The organism is Planomonospora sp. ID67723 (assembly GCF_015711605.1).
Classification (GTDB): domain Bacteria; phylum Actinomycetota; class Actinomycetes; order Streptosporangiales; family Streptosporangiaceae; genus Planomonospora_A.
In genome coordinates this window covers 625,698-642,608 of record NZ_JABTEZ010000003.1, presented here as the reverse complement: position 1 = coordinate 642,608, position 16,911 = coordinate 625,698, and the positions used below count along the sequence as shown (strand labels likewise).

Here is a 16,911-nt window from a genome sequence, read left to right as displayed (position 1 = left end):
AATTAGAATTGTCATTTGGTGCTAAACTCTCCCTCCCTCTTTTCGCGTTTTCCCAAGATGGCCGGGCCGGATCTGAGCGTCACGCGCGGGCGGACCAGCCGCCGGGGCCTGAGCATGACCTGGGGCCGCACCCGCGAGCTCCGGAACCGCGCGAGCGGGCGGCCCCCGCGCCACCAGCGGAAGCCTCTGGCCAGCCGGCCCGGCCACCAGATGGCGTCACCGGCGTCCAGGGTGAGCGCGGTGACCAGCACCGAGCGGACGATCAGCGTGTCGAGGAGCACGCCCACGGCCACCGCGAAGGCGATCTGCACGGTCTGGGAGAGCGGCAGCACCACGAGCACCGCGAAGGTGCCCGCCAGCACGACGCCGGCCGAGGTGATCACCCCGCCGGTCGCCTCCAGGCCGAGGATCGCGGCGCGCGCCGTACTGTGCCGGTGCGCCTCCTCGCGCACCCGGTGCATCAGGAAGATGTTGTAGTCGACGCCGAGCGCCACCAGGAAGACGAAGACCAGCAGCACGAACCCCTGGTCCACCCCCGCGAAGCCGAACAGGTGGGTGAAGGCCAGCGAGCTGATCCCCAGCGTGGCCAGGAACGACACCACCACGGTCGCCAGCAGCAGCAGCGGCGCGACCAGGGCGCGCAGCAGCAGGGCGAGCACCGCGAAGACCACGAGCAGCACCAGCGGGATGATCACCTCGCGGTCCCGCTGCGCGCCCCGCTCCAGATCGGCGATGAGCGCCACGGTCCCGCCCACGTTCACGTCCGGGGCGGCCACCGCGCGCAGCCGGTCGCGCAGGGCCAGCACCTCCTGGCGCTCGGACTCCCTGCCGTCGCCCGTGCGCACGGTCACGTTGAGCAGGATGTCGCCGTTGCCCGCGGCGCCCAGCGAGATCGCGGTGACCTCGGGGCGCTGGGCGGTGTCCACGATCACGTCCTTGACGTACTGCTCGGTGGTCACCACCTGGACCGGGTCGGCCGCCGCCGCCGGGAAGTGCCGGGCGGCCACCTCCTGCCCGACGACGGAGTCCGGCCTGCTCAGGAAGACGTCCGCGTTGTCCAGCCCGCCCTCCCGGTAGGCGGCCAGCCCGGTCGCGCACACCGCCAGCAGGGCGAAGGTGGCGATCCACACCAGCCGGGGGTTGCGCGCGATCCGCCCGCCCAGTCCCCGCCACACGCCGCCACCGCCGCCATCGGCGGGGCCCTCTCCGGCGTGCGGGTCGTAGCGCGGGACGGCCGGCCAGAACACCCACCGCCCGAAGGCCACCATGGTCGCGGGCAGCAGCGTCATCATCGCGAGCATCACGCTCGTCACCCCGACCGCCGAGACCGGCCCCAGCCCCTTGGTGGAGTTGAGCTCGGCCACCACCAGGCAGAGCAGCCCGGCCACCACGGTCGCCGCGCTGGCGACCACCGCCGGTCCGGCCCGGCGCAGCGCGACCGCCATGGCCTCGTGCCGGTCCTCGTGGCGGCGCAGCTCCTCCCGGTAGCGGGCGACGATCAGCAGCGCGTAGTCGGTGCCCGCCCCGATCACCAGGACCATCAGCAGCGAGACCGCCACACTGCTGACCGTGATCACCCCTGCGGCGGCCAGGCCGTAGTTCACCCCTGCGGCGACGGTCAGCCCGACCAGCACGACGCCGAGCGGGAACAGCCAGAGCACGGCGCTGCGGTAGGTGATCAGCAGCACGACGACGGCCACGCCCATCGCGGCCAGCAGCAGGTCGGTGTCGACGGTGGCGAAGACGGCGAGCGCGTCGGCCTGGAAGCCGACCATGCCGGTGATGTGCGCGGCCAGCCCGGCCGGGCGCCCGGCGTCGAGGACCTTCCGCACCCGGTCGATGATCCGGGCGGTCTCCCGCCCGCCGTGGTCCTTGACGATGACCACGACCTGTACGGCCTCGCCGTCCTTGGACCGCTGCGCCACGAGCAGTTTGATCGTCTTGGTCAGCTTGGGGATCCGGAGCTTCTCCTCGACGGCCCGGAGCCGGCCGGGCAGGTTCCCCTCGGCGTCGCGGTACGGCTCCAGCTCCCGGTCGAGGTCCTCGCGGTCGAAGCTCCTGCCGCCGGTCGGCGTGGGCAGCTCGGCGACCACGCCCTGGATCCCGGCGAACTCCTTCATGTCCCGGGCGATCTCCTCCTCGTCGTCCCGGGTGACGCCGCCGCGCCGCTCGTAGACGATCGTCGCCGGGGAGAGGTTCTCCCCCTGCATCCCGAGGATGCGCTTGACCGCCTGGGCGGAGTCGGCGCTGCCGGGCAGGTAGGCGGCGATGTCGTCCTTCTGCACCGACTCCAGCCGGCCGGCGAAGGACCCGGCGACGGCGACGACGCCCAGCCAGAAGGCCAGCACCAGCCACTTCGTGCGCCGCCCGCACAGCAGATCGGAGATCCGGCGGGACATCAGGCCGCGCTCAGCCTGCCCCGCAGGTGCTCGGCCATGGCCTCGACGGTCGGGTGCTCCCAGGCCAGGGTGGGCTCGATCTCCAGGCCGTACTCCGCCTCGATGTCACCGCAGAGGCTGAGCGAGTAGACCGAGTCCATGCCGTACTGGGCGACCGGGACCAGCGGGTCGATCTCCTCGGGCGCGCGCATGACGTAGGAGGCCACCTGCGCCCGCAGCCAGTCGCGGATGGTGTCCAGGTCGATGACGATCCCGGCGTCGGCGGACATGTTCAGTCTCCCTCTTCTGCGACCGCCGTCACTGCGGCGGTGAGTCCCGCGGCGGCCTCTGCCGCGGCCGTGGTCTCTGTGGCGATGCCCGCAGCGATCTCTGCAGCGATCTCTGCGGCGACCTCTGCGGTGACCTCTGCGTGGACGGCCGGGAGCAGCCCGGTCAGCAGCAGTTCGCGGGTGCGGGACCGCTGGATCTTGCCGCTGGTGGTCTTGCCCACCCCGCCCCGCTGGACCAGCACCACGCTCATGGACGGCACGCCGAACACGCGGGCCAGCTCGGCCTGCACCCGGCGGGCGAGCTCCGGGGCGGAAACGCCGCCGAGGCGCTGCTCCCTGACCTCCTGCACCACCACCACGTGCTCTCCGGACTCCCGCGCCGCGGTCCCCTCCGCCACCCGCGCCGGCTGCACGCCGAAGGCGGCGGCGGCGCCCAGCGCCGGGTGCACCTCGCGGGCGGCCTCCTCCAGGTCCTGCGGGTAGAGGTTGCGGCCGTTGACGATGACGACGTCCTTGATCCGGCCGGTGACGTAGAGCTCGCCGTCCAGGACGAAGCCGAGGTCCCCGGTGCGCAGGAAGGGCCCGCCGCCGCCCGCCGTACGGCCCGCGAAGGCGTCGCGGGTGGCCTCCTCCCGCTGCCAGTAGCCCCGGGCGACGCTCCCGCCGCGCACCCAGATCTCGCCGACCCGGCCGTCGCCGAGCGGCACGCGGGTATCGGGGTCGACGATCTCCACGACCATGGTGACCGGCCGGCCGCAGCCGACCAGCTCGACGCCGCTGCCGCCGCCGGACGGGACCGCCTCGTGCCGTTCCAGCGCCGCGGCGTCGAACCGGCGGATCCGCGGCCCCTGCCCCAGCGGGGTGGCGGTGATCACCAGGGTCGCCTCGGCCATCCCGTACGCCGGAGCCCACGCCCTCTCGCTGAAACCGACGGGCCCGAAGCGGCGGACCATGGTGCGCAGCGTGCTGGGGCGCACCGGCTCGGCCCCGTTGAGCGCGAACCTCAGGCTGGACAGGTCGAGCCCGGCGGTCTGGGCGTCGGTGACCCGGGCGGCGCACCACTCGTAGGCGAAGTTGGGCGCGACGGTGTAGCCCGCCCGGTAGCGGCTGATCATCTCCAGCCAGAGCGCCGGGCGCATGACGAAGGAGATCGGGGAGGCGAAGTACAGGTCGCCCCCGGCGTAGATGGGTTGGAGCAGCATGCCGATGAGGCCCATGTCGTGGTAGTGCGGCAGCCAGCCGACCCCGACGCCCTCCTCGGGGGAGCCGATCGCCCGCCAGATCTCGTTCTCGTTGTGCAGCAGGTTGGCGTGGGTGAGCATGACGCCGCGGGGCTCGCTGGTGGAGCCGGAGGTGTACTGCATGTAGGCCAGGGTGTCCGGCCCGATCTCCGGTTCGGTCCACGCTCCGGGGTCCGGCAGGTCCAGCGTGTCGGTGGCGACGCACTCGACCGTGCCGTCCAGGCCGACCTCGCGCAGCCAGCCGGCGAGCATGTCGCGGTTGGCCGCGTCGGTGAGCACCAGCCGTACGTCGGCGTCCTTGATGATCCCCTCGGCACGTTCCAGCGCCCGGGGGTCGGTCTGCGGGAGCGGCGAGGGCACCGCGATCGTGCGGGAGTACAGGCAGCCGAGGAAGGCGGTCAGGAACTCCAGCCCGGCGGGGTGGAGCAGCAGCGCCGTCTGGTCCTCCATCCGCCGCCCGGCCAGCCACGCTGCCGTGGACCTGGCCCGGCCGTCGACCTCGGCGAAGGTCAGGCGGCTCTCTGCGAGTTCCCCCCTGCGGTCCTCCACGAAGGTGTAGGACCGCTCGTGCCCGTACCGCTCGGCCTGCGCGCGCACCCGTTGCACAAAGGACATTGGTCATCTCCCGCGACGGCAAGACAACCCAACATAGGAGGAGGGATCAGCCGGTCACAGCCCTGCACCGCACAAGCAAGCAGCCGGTTTTACGCCGAAATTTAGTATCTTTCCCCTCCCGCCCCAGCCAGCGGGGATCACCCTTCCAGGCAGACCTCGAAGATCCTGGTCAACCGCGCCACCACGGCCTCGTAGGCGGGCCCGTCCAGCGCCTCGGGGCCGTAGAGCTGGCGCAGCGTCCCGGCCCCCGTGATGAGCGCGGTGGCGATCGAGGCCCGCATCCGGGCGTCCTCACCGGACAGCCGGGCGGCGAGCGGCTCCATGATCGCCGAGTTGACCCGGTCCTTGATGATGCCGTGGATCTCCGGGCTGGCCGACGAGCGGCTGAGCGCCGCCATCACAGGGCTGCTCCGGTCCGAACGGAGGCGGTCGGCGACGTACTCCGCCAGCCGCCGGGGCAGTCCCTCCCCCGGTCCCTCCAGAACTCCGGGAAAGCGTCCCTGCATGGCGATCACCTCGGCGAACAGCTCCCGCTTGCTGCCGAAGTAGCGGTTGATCAGCGCGATGTTCGCGTCCGCCTCGGCGGCGATCAAGCGCATCGTCACGTGGTCGTAGCCCAGATCGGCGAACAGCCGCCGTGCGGCGTCGAGAATGCGCTGCCGCGTGCCCTCCCGGTCGCGGCGCCGTACCTCTTCCATCCGCCCGATCCTTCCAGGTTTGACGAAGTAAACGAGCGTCTACTAACTTATATGCATCGTACATGTATTGGGGGATGGTCCATGCTGACCGGACAACAGGCCGAGGCTGCGGCCGAGGCGGCACCTCGCTTCACGCACAAGCAGGTGCTGGAGATTCTCGTCGGGCTGATGCTCGCCATGCTCACGTCGATGATCTCGACGTCCGTGGTGGGCACCGCGCTGCCGACGATCGTGGGATCCCTCGGCGGCCAGGACCAGCTCGCCTGGGTGGCCAGCGCCACCCTGCTCACCATGACCGCCTCCACCCCGCTCTGGGGCAAGCTCTCCGACCTCTACGGCCGCAAGCTGATGTTCCAGACATCTCTGGTGGTCTTCGTGCTCTCCTCGGTCGCGGCCGGGTTCGCCCAGGACATGGGCCAGCTCATCGCCGCCCGGGCCGTGCAGGGCATCGGCGCCGGCGGCCTCGCCGCGCTCCCGCAGATCATCCTCGGCGACGTCGTCGAGCCCCGCGAGCGCGGCCGCTACGGCGGTTACATCGGCGCGGTCTTCGGCGTCTCCACCGTGGCCGGACCACTGCTCGGCGGCTTCATCGTCGACAACCTGTCCTGGCGCTGGACGTTCTGGATCTGCGTACCGCTGGCCGTCGTCGCCTTCGTCGTCATCCAGAAGGTCCTGAAGCTGCCGTTCGTCCGCCGCGAGACCAAGGTCGACTGGTGGGGGGCCACCTTCATCACCGGCGGCACCACCGCCCTCATGCTCTTGCTCTCCCTCGGCGGCAAGGAGTTCGGCTGGAACTCCGCCTGGACCTACGGCCTGGGCGCGCTCAGCCTGGCCATGTTCGGCCTGGCCGTCCTGGCCGAACGCCGGGCCGGCGACCCGATCCTGCCGCCCCGCCTGTTCGGCAACCGCACCTTCGTGCTCTCCAGCCTCGCCTCGCTGCTCGTGGGCGTCGCGATGTTCGGCGCGATGATGTTCCTCCCCCAGTACCTGCAGATCGTCAAGGGCATGAGCCCCACCGGCTCCGGCCTGATGACCCTCCCCCTGGTCTTCGGCCTGCTCCTCTCCTCCGTCGTGGCCGGCAGGTTCGTCAGCAGGACCGGCCGCTGGAAGGCCTTCCCGATCGCGGGCATGCTGCTCGTCGCGCTCGGCCTGTCCCTGCTGTCCGGGCTGCACGTCGACAGCTCGCTGCTCGTGGTCGGCGTGGACGTCGCGGTGCTCGGCATCGGGCTCGGCGCCGCCATGCAGATCCTCGTCCTGGCCGCGCAGAACGCCGTGATCCGCTCCGACCTGGCCGTCACCACCTCGGGCGTGACGTTCTTCCGCTCCCTGGGCGGCGCGGTCGGCGTGGCCGCATTCGGCGCCATCCTGAGCAACCGGCTCAGCTCCGAGCTGGTCTCCCTGGCCAGTGCCGCGCACCTGCCGCCGACCGGCGGCGCGACGGCCGGCCTCGGCTCCCCCGACGCCATCCGGCACCTGCCCGCCCCGGTGCTGGAGGTGGTCCTGGAGGCCTTCACCCGGGCCATCCAGACCGTCTTCCTGGTCGGCGTCCCGATCGCGGTCCTCGGTGCGGTCGCCGCCCTTTTCCTGAAGGAGATCCCGCTGCGCTCCGCCGCCCCGGCCGCCCCGGCCGACTGAACGCCCCGGCCGCCGGTGCCCGGGCCCTCTCCGCCGGCCCGGGCGCTTCCCGTGTACGGCCGGGCCGGGCCCCCGGACGGAAACACGGAAACAGAGTACGGATAAGCCTCAAACCGACGGCCCGGCATCCGATGGAGGGAACACCAGAAGGAGTTTCCCGTGCACACCATCCGTACCCGCCTCGTGATCAGCGTCCTGGCCCTCGTGACGGCTGCCATCACGACCCTGTTCACCATCGTCACCATCGAGTCGAGCCGGCTGTCGCAACAGCAGGCCGGCGACTACACCGAGGAGCTGGCGCACCGGGAGGCCGGTGACATCAGGTCCATCATCGACAGCGCCTCGCACACCGCGCACACCCTGGCCCGGACGATGGCCTCGCTGAAGTCGGCGGGGGCCACGGACCGGGAGACGGTGAGCAACCTGGTGCGCGACACCCTCGCCGCGCACCCGGAGTTCGTCGGCATGTCCACCGGCTGGGAACCCGACGCGTTCGACGGCCGTGACACCGCCTTCCGCGGGAGCGCCCAGAGTGACGAGACCGGCCGTTTCCTCCCCTACTGGTACCGGGACGGCGAGCAGCTGAAGGCCGCGCCGCTGACCGACTACGAGACCCCCGGAGCCGGCGACTGGTACCTGGTCCCCCGGCAGACCGGCAAGGACCTGGTGGTGGACCCGTACGTCTACCCGGTCAACGGCGAGGACGTCCTGATGACCACCGCCACCGCCCCGATCATGGTGGAGGGCAGGTTCCACGGCGTGGTCACCGTCGACCTCGCGCTCAGCGACCTGAGCGCCGCGCTGGCGAAGAAGAAGCCCTACGGCACCGGCTACGTGGCCCTCGCCACCTCCGGTGGCACGGTGGTCGCCCACCCCGACGAGAAGCTGCTGGGCAAACCGTTCCCCCAGGCCGTGGCCTCGGACATCGCGACGGCGCTGAGCCGCACGGACGCGGTCCGCTCCACCAGGGACGACGCGTTCCTCGGTGAACCGGCCACCACGGTGGTCACCCCCGTCAGCCTGTCCACCGGAGACGCCTGGGCCGTGGTCGTCAGCGTGCCCGAGGAAACGATCAACGCGGCCTCGGACGGCATGCGGCGCACGGTGCTGCTCGCCTCGGTGATCGCCTGCGTGGCCGCCGCCGTGGTCGTCTGGCTGCTCGGCACCGGCCTGACCCGTCCCATCGTGCGGCTCCGCGACAGGCTGGCGGAGATCGCCGACGGCGACAGCGACCTCACCCAGCGCGTGGACGAGACCCGCCGCGACGAGATCGGAGCCCTGGGAGCCGCGTTCAACCGCTTCACCGCGAAGATCGCCGACATGGTGCAGCAGATCAACGACAAAGCCGAAGGCGTGGCGGCGTCCGCCCAGTCCCTGACCATGATCAGCGACGGGCTCCGGGACGGCGCCGAGCGCGCCGCCCAGCGCACGGGAACGGTCTCGGGCGCCGCCGAGAAGGTGTCCGGCAACATCGAGACGGTCGCCGCCGGCGCCGAGGAGATGGACGCCTCCATCCGGGAGATCTCCGTCAGCACCTCCGAGGCGGCGCAGGTCGGCATCCGGGCCGCGCAGATCGCGCAGTCCACCACGCAGACCGTCGCCAAGCTCGGTGAGTCCTCCTCCGAGATCGGCGAGGTGGTCAGGGCGATCAACAGCATCGCCGAGCAGACCAACCTGCTGGCGCTCAACGCCACCATCGAGGCCGCCCGCGCCGGCGACGCCGGCAAGGGCTTCGCCGTGGTCGCCGGGGAGGTCAAGGACCTGGCCCAGGAGACCGCCAAGGCCACCGAGGACATCACCGGCCGGGTCAGCGCCATCCAGGCCGACACCGAGGCGGCGGTCCGGGCGATCGACGAGATCGTCCAGGTGGTGGACCGGATCAACGGCCTGCAGACCACCATCGCCGGAGCCGTGGAGGAGCAGACCGCCACCACCAGGGAGATGAGCCGCAACGTCTCGGAGGCCGCCGCGGGTTCGGCCGACATCGCCCGCGCCATGGGGGACGTCTCGGAGGCGGTGCACGCCACGACCACGGGCAGCGGTTCGACCGGGCTGGCGGCCCAGGAGCTCTCCGCGCTGGCGGGCGAGCTCAAGTCGCTGGTGGGCCGGTTCCGGTTCTGACGGTCCCGCCCGGCCGCTTCCGCCGTACCCCGGGACCGCCGTCAGTGATCGGTGCGCGAACCGTCAGCGGCCCCGGCGAGGCTCCTCCCACGGAGACCACATCCACGTGAGGAGTCCGGCATGGCAGAGCAGACCAGCACGGTGGACCCGGCCAAGGGCGGCCCGTCCCGGATCCCGTCCGGGACGGGCCGGACCGGGCGGATGGAGGCGGTGAGGCCCGGCGTCCCCCGCGTGCGCTGGTGGCGGCGGCCCTGGGTGGCGCCCCTGGCGGTGGTGGCCTTCGCCTTCCTCGCCTTCTCGCTGCCGCCGTACCTCTCCCTCGACCCGAGCCTGTCCCGGGTGCCCCCGCCCGAGGGTTTCGCGGCGTACCACCCGCTCCTGGTGGCGCACATCCTGTTCGGCGCGGTGGCGATGATCACCTGCTGCCTGCAGATCTGGCCGTGGTTCCGGCAGCGCCACCCGGCCGTGCACCGGCTGGCCGGGCGGGTGTACGTCCTCGGCGGGGTCCTCCCGGCAGGCGCCCTGGGCCTGGTGATCGGGGCGTTCAGTCCCTTCGGCCCGATGGCGCGGGTCAGCAACGTCATACTCGCCGCCCTCTGGCTGGCCTTCACCGTCGCCGGGTTCCGTACGGCCCGGCAGCGCCGCTTCACCGACCACCGCAGGTGGATGATCCGCAGCTTCGCGCTGACCATGTCGATCATCACGAACCGGATCTGGGGCGCGATCGCGGCGATCATTCTGGTCCCGCAGCTGGACACCGCCTTCGGCGGCAGCGAGACCGCGCTGGTACAGGCCATCGCCGGCCTGGCCACCTGGCTCGGCTGGACCACCTCCCTGCTGCTGGCCGAGTGGTGGCTGGAGCGCGGCGACGCCGCCAGGCGCCGCCGCCGTACCGCCGTCGGCACCCGCCCCCGCCTGTCCGCGTGAGTCCCGCCCGGCCCGGACGGGGAACCCGACGGGGAAAGGTCAGACCGCGGCCAGGGCGGCCTCGGACTCCAGGACCGCGGCGACGGCGTTGACCACCGCTGCGATCTTGATTCCTTCCTGAATCTGCTCGCGGGGCATGCCCGCCTGGCGCAGCACCTGCTCGTGCGACTCCAGGCAGCGGCCGCAGCCGTTGATCGCGCTCACCGCGAGGCACCACAGCTCGAAGTCGACCTTGTCGACACCCGGGGCGCCGATGATCGCCATGCGGAGCTTGGCGGGCATCGTGGCGTACGCCTCGTCACCGATGAGGTGCATCGACCGGTAGTAGACGTTGTTCATCGCCATGATGGCCGCGGCCCCCTTGGCGGCTCTGAACGCCTCGGCCGAGAGGGTGTCGGCGGCCTCGGCCGCGACCTCGGCGATCACCCGGGCGGACTTCGTCGCCGCCGCGCAGGCGAGCAGCGTGCCCCAGAGCTGCTGCTCGGTCAGCGAGGAGGTGGTGACGAGCGAGCCCAGGTTGAGCTTGACGTCCTTGGCGAAGTCGGGGAGAGAGCCCTTCAGGGCGTCGATCGACATCAGGCGCCGGCCAGCAGCTTCTGCGCGTCGAGACCGGCCTCGCCCTTGTTCCAGTTGCACGGGCAGAGCTCGTCCGACTGGAGCGCGTCGAGGACCCGGAGGACCTCCTTGACGTTCCGTCCGACGGAACCGGCGGTCACCATGACGAACTGGATCTCGTTGTTCGGGTCGACGATGAAGGTGGCCCGCTGGGCGACGCCGTCCCGGCCGAGGATGCCGAGGTCGGTGCAGAGCTCGCGCTTGATGTCCGAGAGCATCGGGAAGGGCAGGTCGCGCAGGTCGGGGTGGTCCTTGCGCCAGGCGTGGTGCACGTACTCGGAGTCGGTGGAGACGCCGAGGACCTGGGCGTCGCGATCGGAGAACTCCTCGTTGAGCCGGCCGAACTCCGCGATCTCCGTGGGGCAGACGAACGTGAAGTCCTTCGGCCAGAAGAACACCACGCGCCACTTGCCCTCGTAGGTCTTGTGGTCGATCGTCTCGAACGCCTTCTCCGGGTCGAGGGAGACACAGGCCGTGAGTTCGTACTCGGGGAAGCGGTCACCGATGGTGAGCAAGTCCGGAGCTCCTTTGCAGAGACGTCGTTGTCGATGTTCACCTTGCCGCATCTAACATTGATCCGAGAAATCGAGCGATCGGACCAATCTGAGAGGTGTTTCCTATCAGTGAATCCCTGCCCACCCTCGCCCAGCTGCGGGCTTTCCTCGCAGTCGCCGATCACCTGCACTTCAGGGAGGCGGCCTCCTCGCTCCGGATGAGCCAACCCTCTTTGTCGAGTGCGGTCTCGGCCCTCGAAGAGACTTTGCACACGCGGTTACTGGAGCGGACCACCAGGAAGGTGCTGCTGACCCCGGCGGGCGAGCAGGTGGCGGTGCACGCCACGCGGGTGCTCGGCGCGGTGGAGGAGCTGATGGACGAGGTGGCTCGGAGCCGGGAGCCGTTCAGCGGCCCGGCGCACCTCGGGGTGATCCCTACCGTCGCGCCGTACCTGCTCCCGGCGCTGCTGCCGATGCTCTCGCGGCGGTTCCCCCGGCTGAGGCCGACCGTGCACGAGGCGAAGACCGAGGTCATCCTGGAGGAGGTGCGCGAGGGGCGGCTGGACCTGGTGCTGCTGGCGCTGCCGACCGAGGTGGCGGGGCTGGTGGAGGAGCCGCTGTACGAGGAGGACTTCCTGCTCGCCGTACCGGGCGGCCATCCGCTGGCCGCCGAGGACGGGCCGCTGGAGCGGAGCGTGCTCAAAGGGCTGGACATCGTGCTGCTGAACCAGGGGCACTGCCTGCGGGAGCAGGCCGTCGACGTCTGCCGGGAGGTGGGCGCGCGCACCACCGCCGCCACCTACGCCACCAGCCTGCCGACCCTGGTCCAGCTGGTCGCGGGCGGTCTCGGCGTGACCCTGCTGCCGGAGTCCGCGGCGGGCGTGGAGACGGGCAAACGGGTACGGCTGGCGCTGCGCCGCTTCGCCGATCCGGCGCCGGGCCGGACCATCGGCCTGGCCTACCGGGCGAGCTCCGCCAGGGCCGCCGAGTACGCCCAGCTGGCCAGGGCCGTCCGGGGGGCGGTCAAGGCGAGACGCCTCCCGGTCCGGATCATCTCCTGATCGCCCACCGGCCGGTGAGCTCCGAGCCGTTCAGGCCGGAATCCGGAATACGACCGCCGTCGGCGTCTCACCGATTGTGAAAAGCGTCGTTATCATCGATGATCCATCGTAGGGTGGGCGAACAAAGGCTCGGGGACCGCCTGCGCAGGAGCGGCTGAAAGATGACGGACGGCGGAGACACCGCGATAGAGGATCCCTCCCCACCACGCAGCACCAGCCCCAAGGAACGGGCCCTGCAGCTCACGACAGGCGTTCTGAATGCCTTTGTCCAGATCCTTCTCGTGCTACTGGCCCTATCGGTCTCCATGACATGGAAGATCGTCCTGATCTGCGGGATCGTGGGGCTGACTGCGCTGACCGTCGTTCCCGAGATCCCGCTGGGCGCCCTCAACTGGCTCCGCCGCACCGTTCCGAGAAAACTGACGGCCCTTTTCGATTCGTTCTTCCGATGGGTGCAGAAGAGGGTCTGGTGGTTTCTCTCGTCGGGGATTCTGCTCACCGTCGGAGTTCTCTGCTTTCTCCTCGTCAGGGATCCTCCGTGGAGTCCCTGCAGGATTCCCGTCGAGGTCACGTTCGCCGTGTCGGATGAGACGGCTCCCGCCGTCCGGCGGGCGGCCGACGCCTTCATGGAGGACAAGGTCAACTGGTGGGGTTGCCGGGGGGTGAACGTGAACGTCAGCGCACTGCCCGCCGACGGGATACGGAACCGGCTCCACAACTGGGCGTTTCCCGTCGAGCCGTCCGGGGGCCGGACGCCGAAGACGCCTCCGGGCGCCCGGCCCGACGGGTGGATCGCCGACTTCCCCGAGGAGGTCGACTACGTGCGCGGGCGGCGCGACCCGAAGCTGACGCTCGGTGAGCCGGTGACCGTCGCCACCTCGCCCTTGGTCATCGCCGCCCCTCCCGGCCTCGCCGACGACCTCGCCGGAGACGACCTGAGACCCGGCGCCCACGACTGGGCCTACCTGCTGCGCCCGAGGTCGAGCACCCGCCGGGTGATCCGCACCTATCCGCTGGCCTCCAACGTCGGACTGGTCGCCACGGCCGCCGGTCCGGCGGAGGGCCTGTCGGAGGAGGTCCGGCCGGACGACAACGTCCACGAGGTGATGTGCCGGTATCCCGCCGGCACCACGGCTCCTCCGGTGGTCATGACGGAGCAGCAGTTCCACGAGGTCAATCTGGCCCTGTCCGGCACGGCCTCGGCATCGCGCGCTCCGGACGGCTGCTTCGCGGGGCTCGCCACCGTGCCGATGGCGGGAAAGACTCCCGCGGGCGGGCCCTCCCCGCTGACCGCCGTCTACCCGAAGGGCGGACACGCCCTGCACTACATCTGCGTCCCGACTCTGTGGTCGGATCTGGAACGGCCCGGGTCGGTGAGGCGGGCGGTCGAGGATTTCTGCGGCGCCCTGCGGGAGACGCTCCCCCGCTACGGCTTCCGGGACCACCGGGGCCGTCTGGACACCGGCAGCCTGCCGCCCGGGAACGGGTGGCTGAAGCGCGAGGCGCCGGTGGCGCTGGACTGGAAGGCTCCAGTGATCAGCACGCTCTACCGGTCCAGGACCCGGCTCGCCGAGCACGTCCTCCTTCTGATCGACAACTCCGGCTCGATGGGGAACAGGACCTCGGGCGGCGGAAGCCGGCTGATGGCGGCGGGCAGGCTCGCCCAGTTCGTCGTCACCGGCAGGCGAGGCGAGCAGACCACGGGCGTGCGGACCTTCTTCCCCGAGGACGGCCACGACAGCGGTCCGGCGGCCGTCACCGATGAGGGGAAGTCCCTCGTCGAAAGACTCGACGCCGTCATGGACGTCCGCCCCTCCCGCCCCGACCCCGAGATGCGCTCCCTCATCATCGACGCGCTCGACCGGATGGCCTCGATCGGCGGCGATCAGGACCGTCGGGTCGTTCTCGTCCTCACCGACGGAGGTGATCCCGCGGGCCTGACGGCGGAAGATCTGCGGAAGCGCGGCGACGTCCGCCTGGTGATGCTCTCCTTCACCGGGAAGGGCTGCGCGAAGAGACCACTGCCGGAGTTGCGGGACAAGGGCCTGATGTCCTGCTACGACGCGAGCAGCGATCCCGAACGGGCGCTGGACGAGGTGTTCGACGAGTTGAGGAGGCGCCGGTGAGGCGCCCGTTCCGCGCCGTGGCCGCCGCCGTGGCCGCCGTAGCGGTCCTCTGCCTGCCGGCGTGCAGCGCCGCGGAGCCGGCCGTCGGGCGGCCCCAGGACGGCTGCGTGCTGCGCATCGCCAGCGGGGCCGACGTCTCGGGAGGCGTGCGCGAGCGGGTCCTCGACGCCGTCTGGAACTCCGACCGGAAGCGCCCCCGGGCGTGCTTCGTGGTGATCTCCGAGGTGGCGGACGAGCAGCGCAGCGAGATGATCTCGGCGGCCCAGGCGGAGACCGGGCACTACGACGTGTTCAACCTCGACATCCAGTCGATCCCGGAGTTCGCCGCGGGGGGCCATCTCCTGCCGATCGACACCACCGCGCACAGCGTGACCAACGACTTCCTCGCCCAGATCTGGTCCGCGGGCACCTGGGAGCGCACGCAGTACGCCGTCCCCTTCAACACGGACGTGGGGCTGCTCTACTACCGCTCCGACATCGTCACCGCTCCTCCCGCCGGCTGGCCGGAGATGCTCGCCCTGGCGCAGGAGCACAGGTCCAGGCTCGCCTCACCGGCCCTCCCCTTCGCCGGGCAGTTCGCCTCCTACGAAGGGCTGACGGTCAACGTCCTCGAGGCGATCTGGGCCAACGGCGGGGAGGTGGTCGACTCCGCCGGCCGGGTGGTGATCGACACCGAAAGGGGCAGGAAGGCCGTCCGGCGGCTCGTCGACACGGTGCGGGCGGGCGTGATCTCGGGCGACGCTCGCAACGGCTTCGAGGCGCAGTCCCTGACCGCCTTCCGGAAGAAGCAGGCGCTCTTCCTGCGGCACTGGCCCTCCGCATACCAGGTGCTCTCCGGGGAGCGACCGGAGGGAGGGGTCGACTTCGCCGCGACCCCGCTCCCCTGGGCCAGTGTCCTGGGCGGGCAGTACCTCGCCGTGTCCGGCAACACCGGCCGGCCGAGCGAGGCCCAGCGACTGGTGGCTGCGCTGACCGGCCCCGAAGCAGCCGGGATGCTCTACCACTGCGGAGGGTTCGCCCCGGCGAGGGTCTCCGCGCTCTACGCGCGGGCCCGCTGCGGTGACTCCGTGCCTGCGGCGGCCGGGTCGGAGCCCCGGTCCGAGGTCGCGCCGCCGGAAACGCTCCTGCGCGCCCTGACCGGCGCCCGGGTCCGTCCGCCCTCGCCGTACTACAGCCGGTTCAGCCAGGTTCTCCGCTCGGAGGTCCACGGGCTGCTCACCTGCTGGTCGCTCAGGCCGAGCGGCTGCGAGAGCGCCGAGGGCTTCACCGCGGACCTCGCACCCCGCCTGGAGGCTGCACTGGCCGGGCGCTGAGGAGTGTCACCACGATCGGCTTGCTCGCCGTCACCCTTCGCGGCCGTTCTCTTTCGCCTGCGGGGTGGTCGCCGGGGGCTCCAGCCGCTTGTCCACGTCGTCGGCCTTGAGCGTCTTGATCGTCGCCCTCCCGACCCTGGGGACGAGGTGCTTCTCGGCGAGGGCGGGCCGGACGCCTTCCGGCGGATGCGCCTGCCGTCATGCAGGCCAGGAAGCTTCAGGCGAGCTTCCGCAGCCTGGCCACGGCCTCGTCGATGACCTGGTCCTGCTTGCAGAAGGCGAAGCGCACGAAGTGCCGTCCGCGCTCGGGGCGGGCGTAGAAGACCTGGGTGGGGATGGCGACCACGCCCGCCAGGGCGGGGAGCTCGCGGGTGAGGGCCAGCCCGTCGGTGAAGCCGAGGGGCCGGATGTCAGTCTGCACGAAGTAGGTCCCCGCAGGGCGGTAGACGTCGAACCCGGCGGCGGTCAGACCCGACACGAGGCGGTCGCGCTTGGACTCCAGGTCGGCGCGGAGGGCGGAGACCCAGCCGAGCTCGTGGCGCAGGCCGTACGCCACGGCGAGCTGCCAGGGCGCCGAGGCGGTGAAGGTGAGGAACTGCTTGACGGTCTGCACGGCGCGGACGAGCGGCGCCGGGGCGCAGATCCAGCCCGTCTTCCAGCCGGTGACGGAGAAGGTCTTGCCCGCCGAGGAGATCATCACGGTGCGCTCGCGCATGCCGGGCAGGGTGGCCAGGGGGATGTGCGGGGCGCCGTCGAATGTGAGGTGCTCGTAGACCTCGTCGGTGACGGCGGTCAGGCCGTGCTCGGCGCACAGCAGCGCGATCTCCTCCAGCTCCGCGCGGGTGAACACGGTCCCGGTGGGGTTGTGCGGGGAGTTGACCAGGATGAGCCGGGTCCGGGGGGTCACGGCGGCGCGCAGCTCGGCGGGATCGAAGGTGAAGCGGCCCCCGGCGGGACGGAGCGTGACCGGGCGGAGCACGGCTCCGGCCAGGGCGACGGAGGCGGCGTAGGAGTCGTAGTAGGGCTCGAAGGCGATCACCTCGTCGCCGGGCTCGCAGAGCGCCAGGATCGAGGCGGCGACGGCCTCGGTGGCGCCGACGGTGACGAGGACCTCGCCGTCGGGATCGTAGGGCAGGCCGTAGTGCTCCTTGCGGTGTCCGGAGACGGCCTGGCGCAGCTCCGGCACGCCGGGACCGGGCGGGTACTGGTTGGCTCCGCCGCGCACGGCCTCGATCGCCCGTTCCAGCATGGCGGGCGGGCCGTCGGTGTCGGGGAAGCCCTGTCCGAGGTTGATCGAGCCGGTCCGCAGGGCGAGCGCCGACATCTCGGCGAAGATCGTCGTGCCGAACGCGCGCATCCGCGCCACCAGAGGATCGTTCACGCGGCTCAGCGTAACC

Annotated in this window: 13 protein-coding genes; 6 read left to right on the top strand and 7 right to left on the bottom strand. The window is 71.3% G+C overall.

The genetic code is table 11. The features are described 5' to 3' along the window. Positions 1-11: 11 nt before the first annotated feature. The 4 genes from HS041_RS24565 to HS041_RS24550 form a co-directional block, all read right to left on the bottom strand. Entirely contained in the window at positions 12-2,399 is a 2,388-nt protein-coding gene (locus HS041_RS24565; RefSeq protein ID WP_196443159.1) for an MMPL family transporter, read from the bottom strand. After that, positions 2,399-2,668, bottom strand: coding sequence for an acyl carrier protein (locus tag HS041_RS24560; protein WP_196443158.1), 270 nt, complete (start codon positions 2,666-2,668; stop codon positions 2,399-2,401). The genes HS041_RS24565 and HS041_RS24560 overlap by 1 nt, the downstream gene beginning before the upstream one ends. Before the next feature lie 2 nt (positions 2,669-2,670). Continuing rightward, the gene (locus HS041_RS24555; protein ID WP_196443157.1) at positions 2,671-4,524 is read right to left on the bottom strand and encodes a fatty acyl-AMP ligase; all 1,854 of its coding nucleotides are present in this window, start codon (positions 4,522-4,524) and stop codon (positions 2,671-2,673) included. 137 nt (positions 4,525-4,661) lie between these two features. Next, on the bottom strand, positions 4,662-5,222 hold the full coding sequence (locus HS041_RS24550) for a TetR/AcrR family transcriptional regulator (protein WP_196443156.1): 561 nt from the start codon (positions 5,220-5,222) through the stop codon (positions 4,662-4,664). An 81-nt stretch (positions 5,223-5,303) separates the two neighbouring features. On the opposite strand from HS041_RS24550, the gene HS041_RS24545 reads away from it, so the two are divergent. The 3 genes from HS041_RS24545 to HS041_RS24535 all read left to right on the top strand — a co-directional run bounded on the left by HS041_RS24545 (position 5,304) and on the right by HS041_RS24535 (position 9,905). After that, complete coding sequence (locus HS041_RS24545) at positions 5,304-6,857, top strand: MDR family MFS transporter (RefSeq protein ID WP_196443155.1); 1,554 nt, start codon at positions 5,304-5,306, stop codon at positions 6,855-6,857. Between the two features lie 159 nt (positions 6,858-7,016). Continuing rightward, entirely contained in the window at positions 7,017-8,978 is a 1,962-nt protein-coding gene (locus HS041_RS24540; protein WP_196443154.1) for a methyl-accepting chemotaxis protein, read from the top strand. Between the two features lie 120 nt (positions 8,979-9,098). Beyond that, the gene (locus HS041_RS24535) at positions 9,099-9,905 is read left to right on the top strand and encodes a DUF2306 domain-containing protein (RefSeq protein WP_196443153.1); all 807 of its coding nucleotides are present in this window, start codon (positions 9,099-9,101) and stop codon (positions 9,903-9,905) included. Positions 9,906-9,944: 39 nt separating this feature from the next. On the opposite strand, the gene ahpD is transcribed toward HS041_RS24535, so the two are convergent. Both ahpD and HS041_RS24525 read right to left on the bottom strand, forming a co-directional pair. Beyond that, positions 9,945-10,481 (bottom strand): alkylhydroperoxidase, AhpD family, encoded by a 537-nt coding sequence (ahpD, locus tag HS041_RS24530; RefSeq protein WP_196443152.1) that lies wholly within the window; start codon positions 10,479-10,481, stop codon positions 9,945-9,947. After that, the gene (locus tag HS041_RS24525; protein WP_304609545.1) at positions 10,481-11,035 is read right to left on the bottom strand and encodes a peroxiredoxin; all 555 of its coding nucleotides are present in this window, start codon (positions 11,033-11,035) and stop codon (positions 10,481-10,483) included. Before HS041_RS24525 ends, ahpD begins: the two co-directional genes overlap by 1 nt. A 95-nt stretch (positions 11,036-11,130) precedes the next feature. Between HS041_RS24525 and HS041_RS24520 the strand changes: the two genes are divergently transcribed. The 3 genes from HS041_RS24520 (at position 11,131) to HS041_RS24510 (ending at position 15,514) form a co-directional block, all read left to right on the top strand. Beyond that, complete coding sequence (locus HS041_RS24520; protein WP_196443150.1) at positions 11,131-12,075, top strand: LysR substrate-binding domain-containing protein; 945 nt, start codon at positions 11,131-11,133, stop codon at positions 12,073-12,075. 305 nt (positions 12,076-12,380) lie between these two features. Next, positions 12,381-14,201, top strand: a complete 1,821-nt coding sequence (locus tag HS041_RS24515) for a substrate-binding domain-containing protein (RefSeq protein ID WP_196443149.1) — start codon at positions 12,381-12,383, stop codon at positions 14,199-14,201. Then, complete coding sequence (locus tag HS041_RS24510) at positions 14,198-15,514, top strand: extracellular solute-binding protein (RefSeq protein WP_196443148.1); 1,317 nt, start codon at positions 14,198-14,200, stop codon at positions 15,512-15,514. Before HS041_RS24515 ends, HS041_RS24510 begins: the two co-directional genes overlap by 4 nt. A 217-nt stretch (positions 15,515-15,731) precedes the next feature. Here the strand turns inward: HS041_RS24510 and HS041_RS24505 are convergent, their stop codons facing one another. Then, positions 15,732-16,895, bottom strand: coding sequence for a pyridoxal phosphate-dependent aminotransferase (locus tag HS041_RS24505; RefSeq protein WP_196443147.1), 1,164 nt, complete (start codon positions 16,893-16,895; stop codon positions 15,732-15,734). Between the last annotated feature and the right edge of the window lie 16 nt (positions 16,896-16,911).

What these genes read in the sequence shown, in the direction of transcription:
- HS041_RS24565 (WP_196443159.1), bottom strand. Translation starts at nt 2,399, where the DNA reads ATGTCCCGCCGGATCTCCGATCTGCTGTGCGGGCGGCGCACGAAGTGG.
- HS041_RS24560 (WP_196443158.1), bottom strand. Translation starts at nt 2,668, where the DNA reads ATGTCCGCCGACGCCGGGATCGTCATCGACCTGGACACCATCCGCGAC.
- HS041_RS24555 (WP_196443157.1), bottom strand. Translation starts at nt 4,524, where the DNA reads ATGTCCTTTGTGCAACGGGTGCGCGCGCAGGCCGAGCGGTACGGGCAC.
- HS041_RS24550 (WP_196443156.1), bottom strand. Translation starts at nt 5,222, where the DNA reads ATGGAAGAGGTACGGCGCCGCGACCGGGAGGGCACGCGGCAGCGCATT.
- HS041_RS24545 (WP_196443155.1), top strand. Translation starts at nt 5,304, where the DNA reads ATGCTGACCGGACAACAGGCCGAGGCTGCGGCCGAGGCGGCACCTCGC.
- HS041_RS24535 (WP_196443153.1), top strand. Translation starts at nt 9,099, where the DNA reads ATGGCAGAGCAGACCAGCACGGTGGACCCGGCCAAGGGCGGCCCGTCC.
- ahpD (WP_196443152.1), bottom strand. Translation starts at nt 10,481, where the DNA reads ATGTCGATCGACGCCCTGAAGGGCTCTCTCCCCGACTTCGCCAAGGAC.
- HS041_RS24515 (WP_196443149.1), top strand. Translation starts at nt 12,381, where the DNA reads ATGACATGGAAGATCGTCCTGATCTGCGGGATCGTGGGGCTGACTGCG.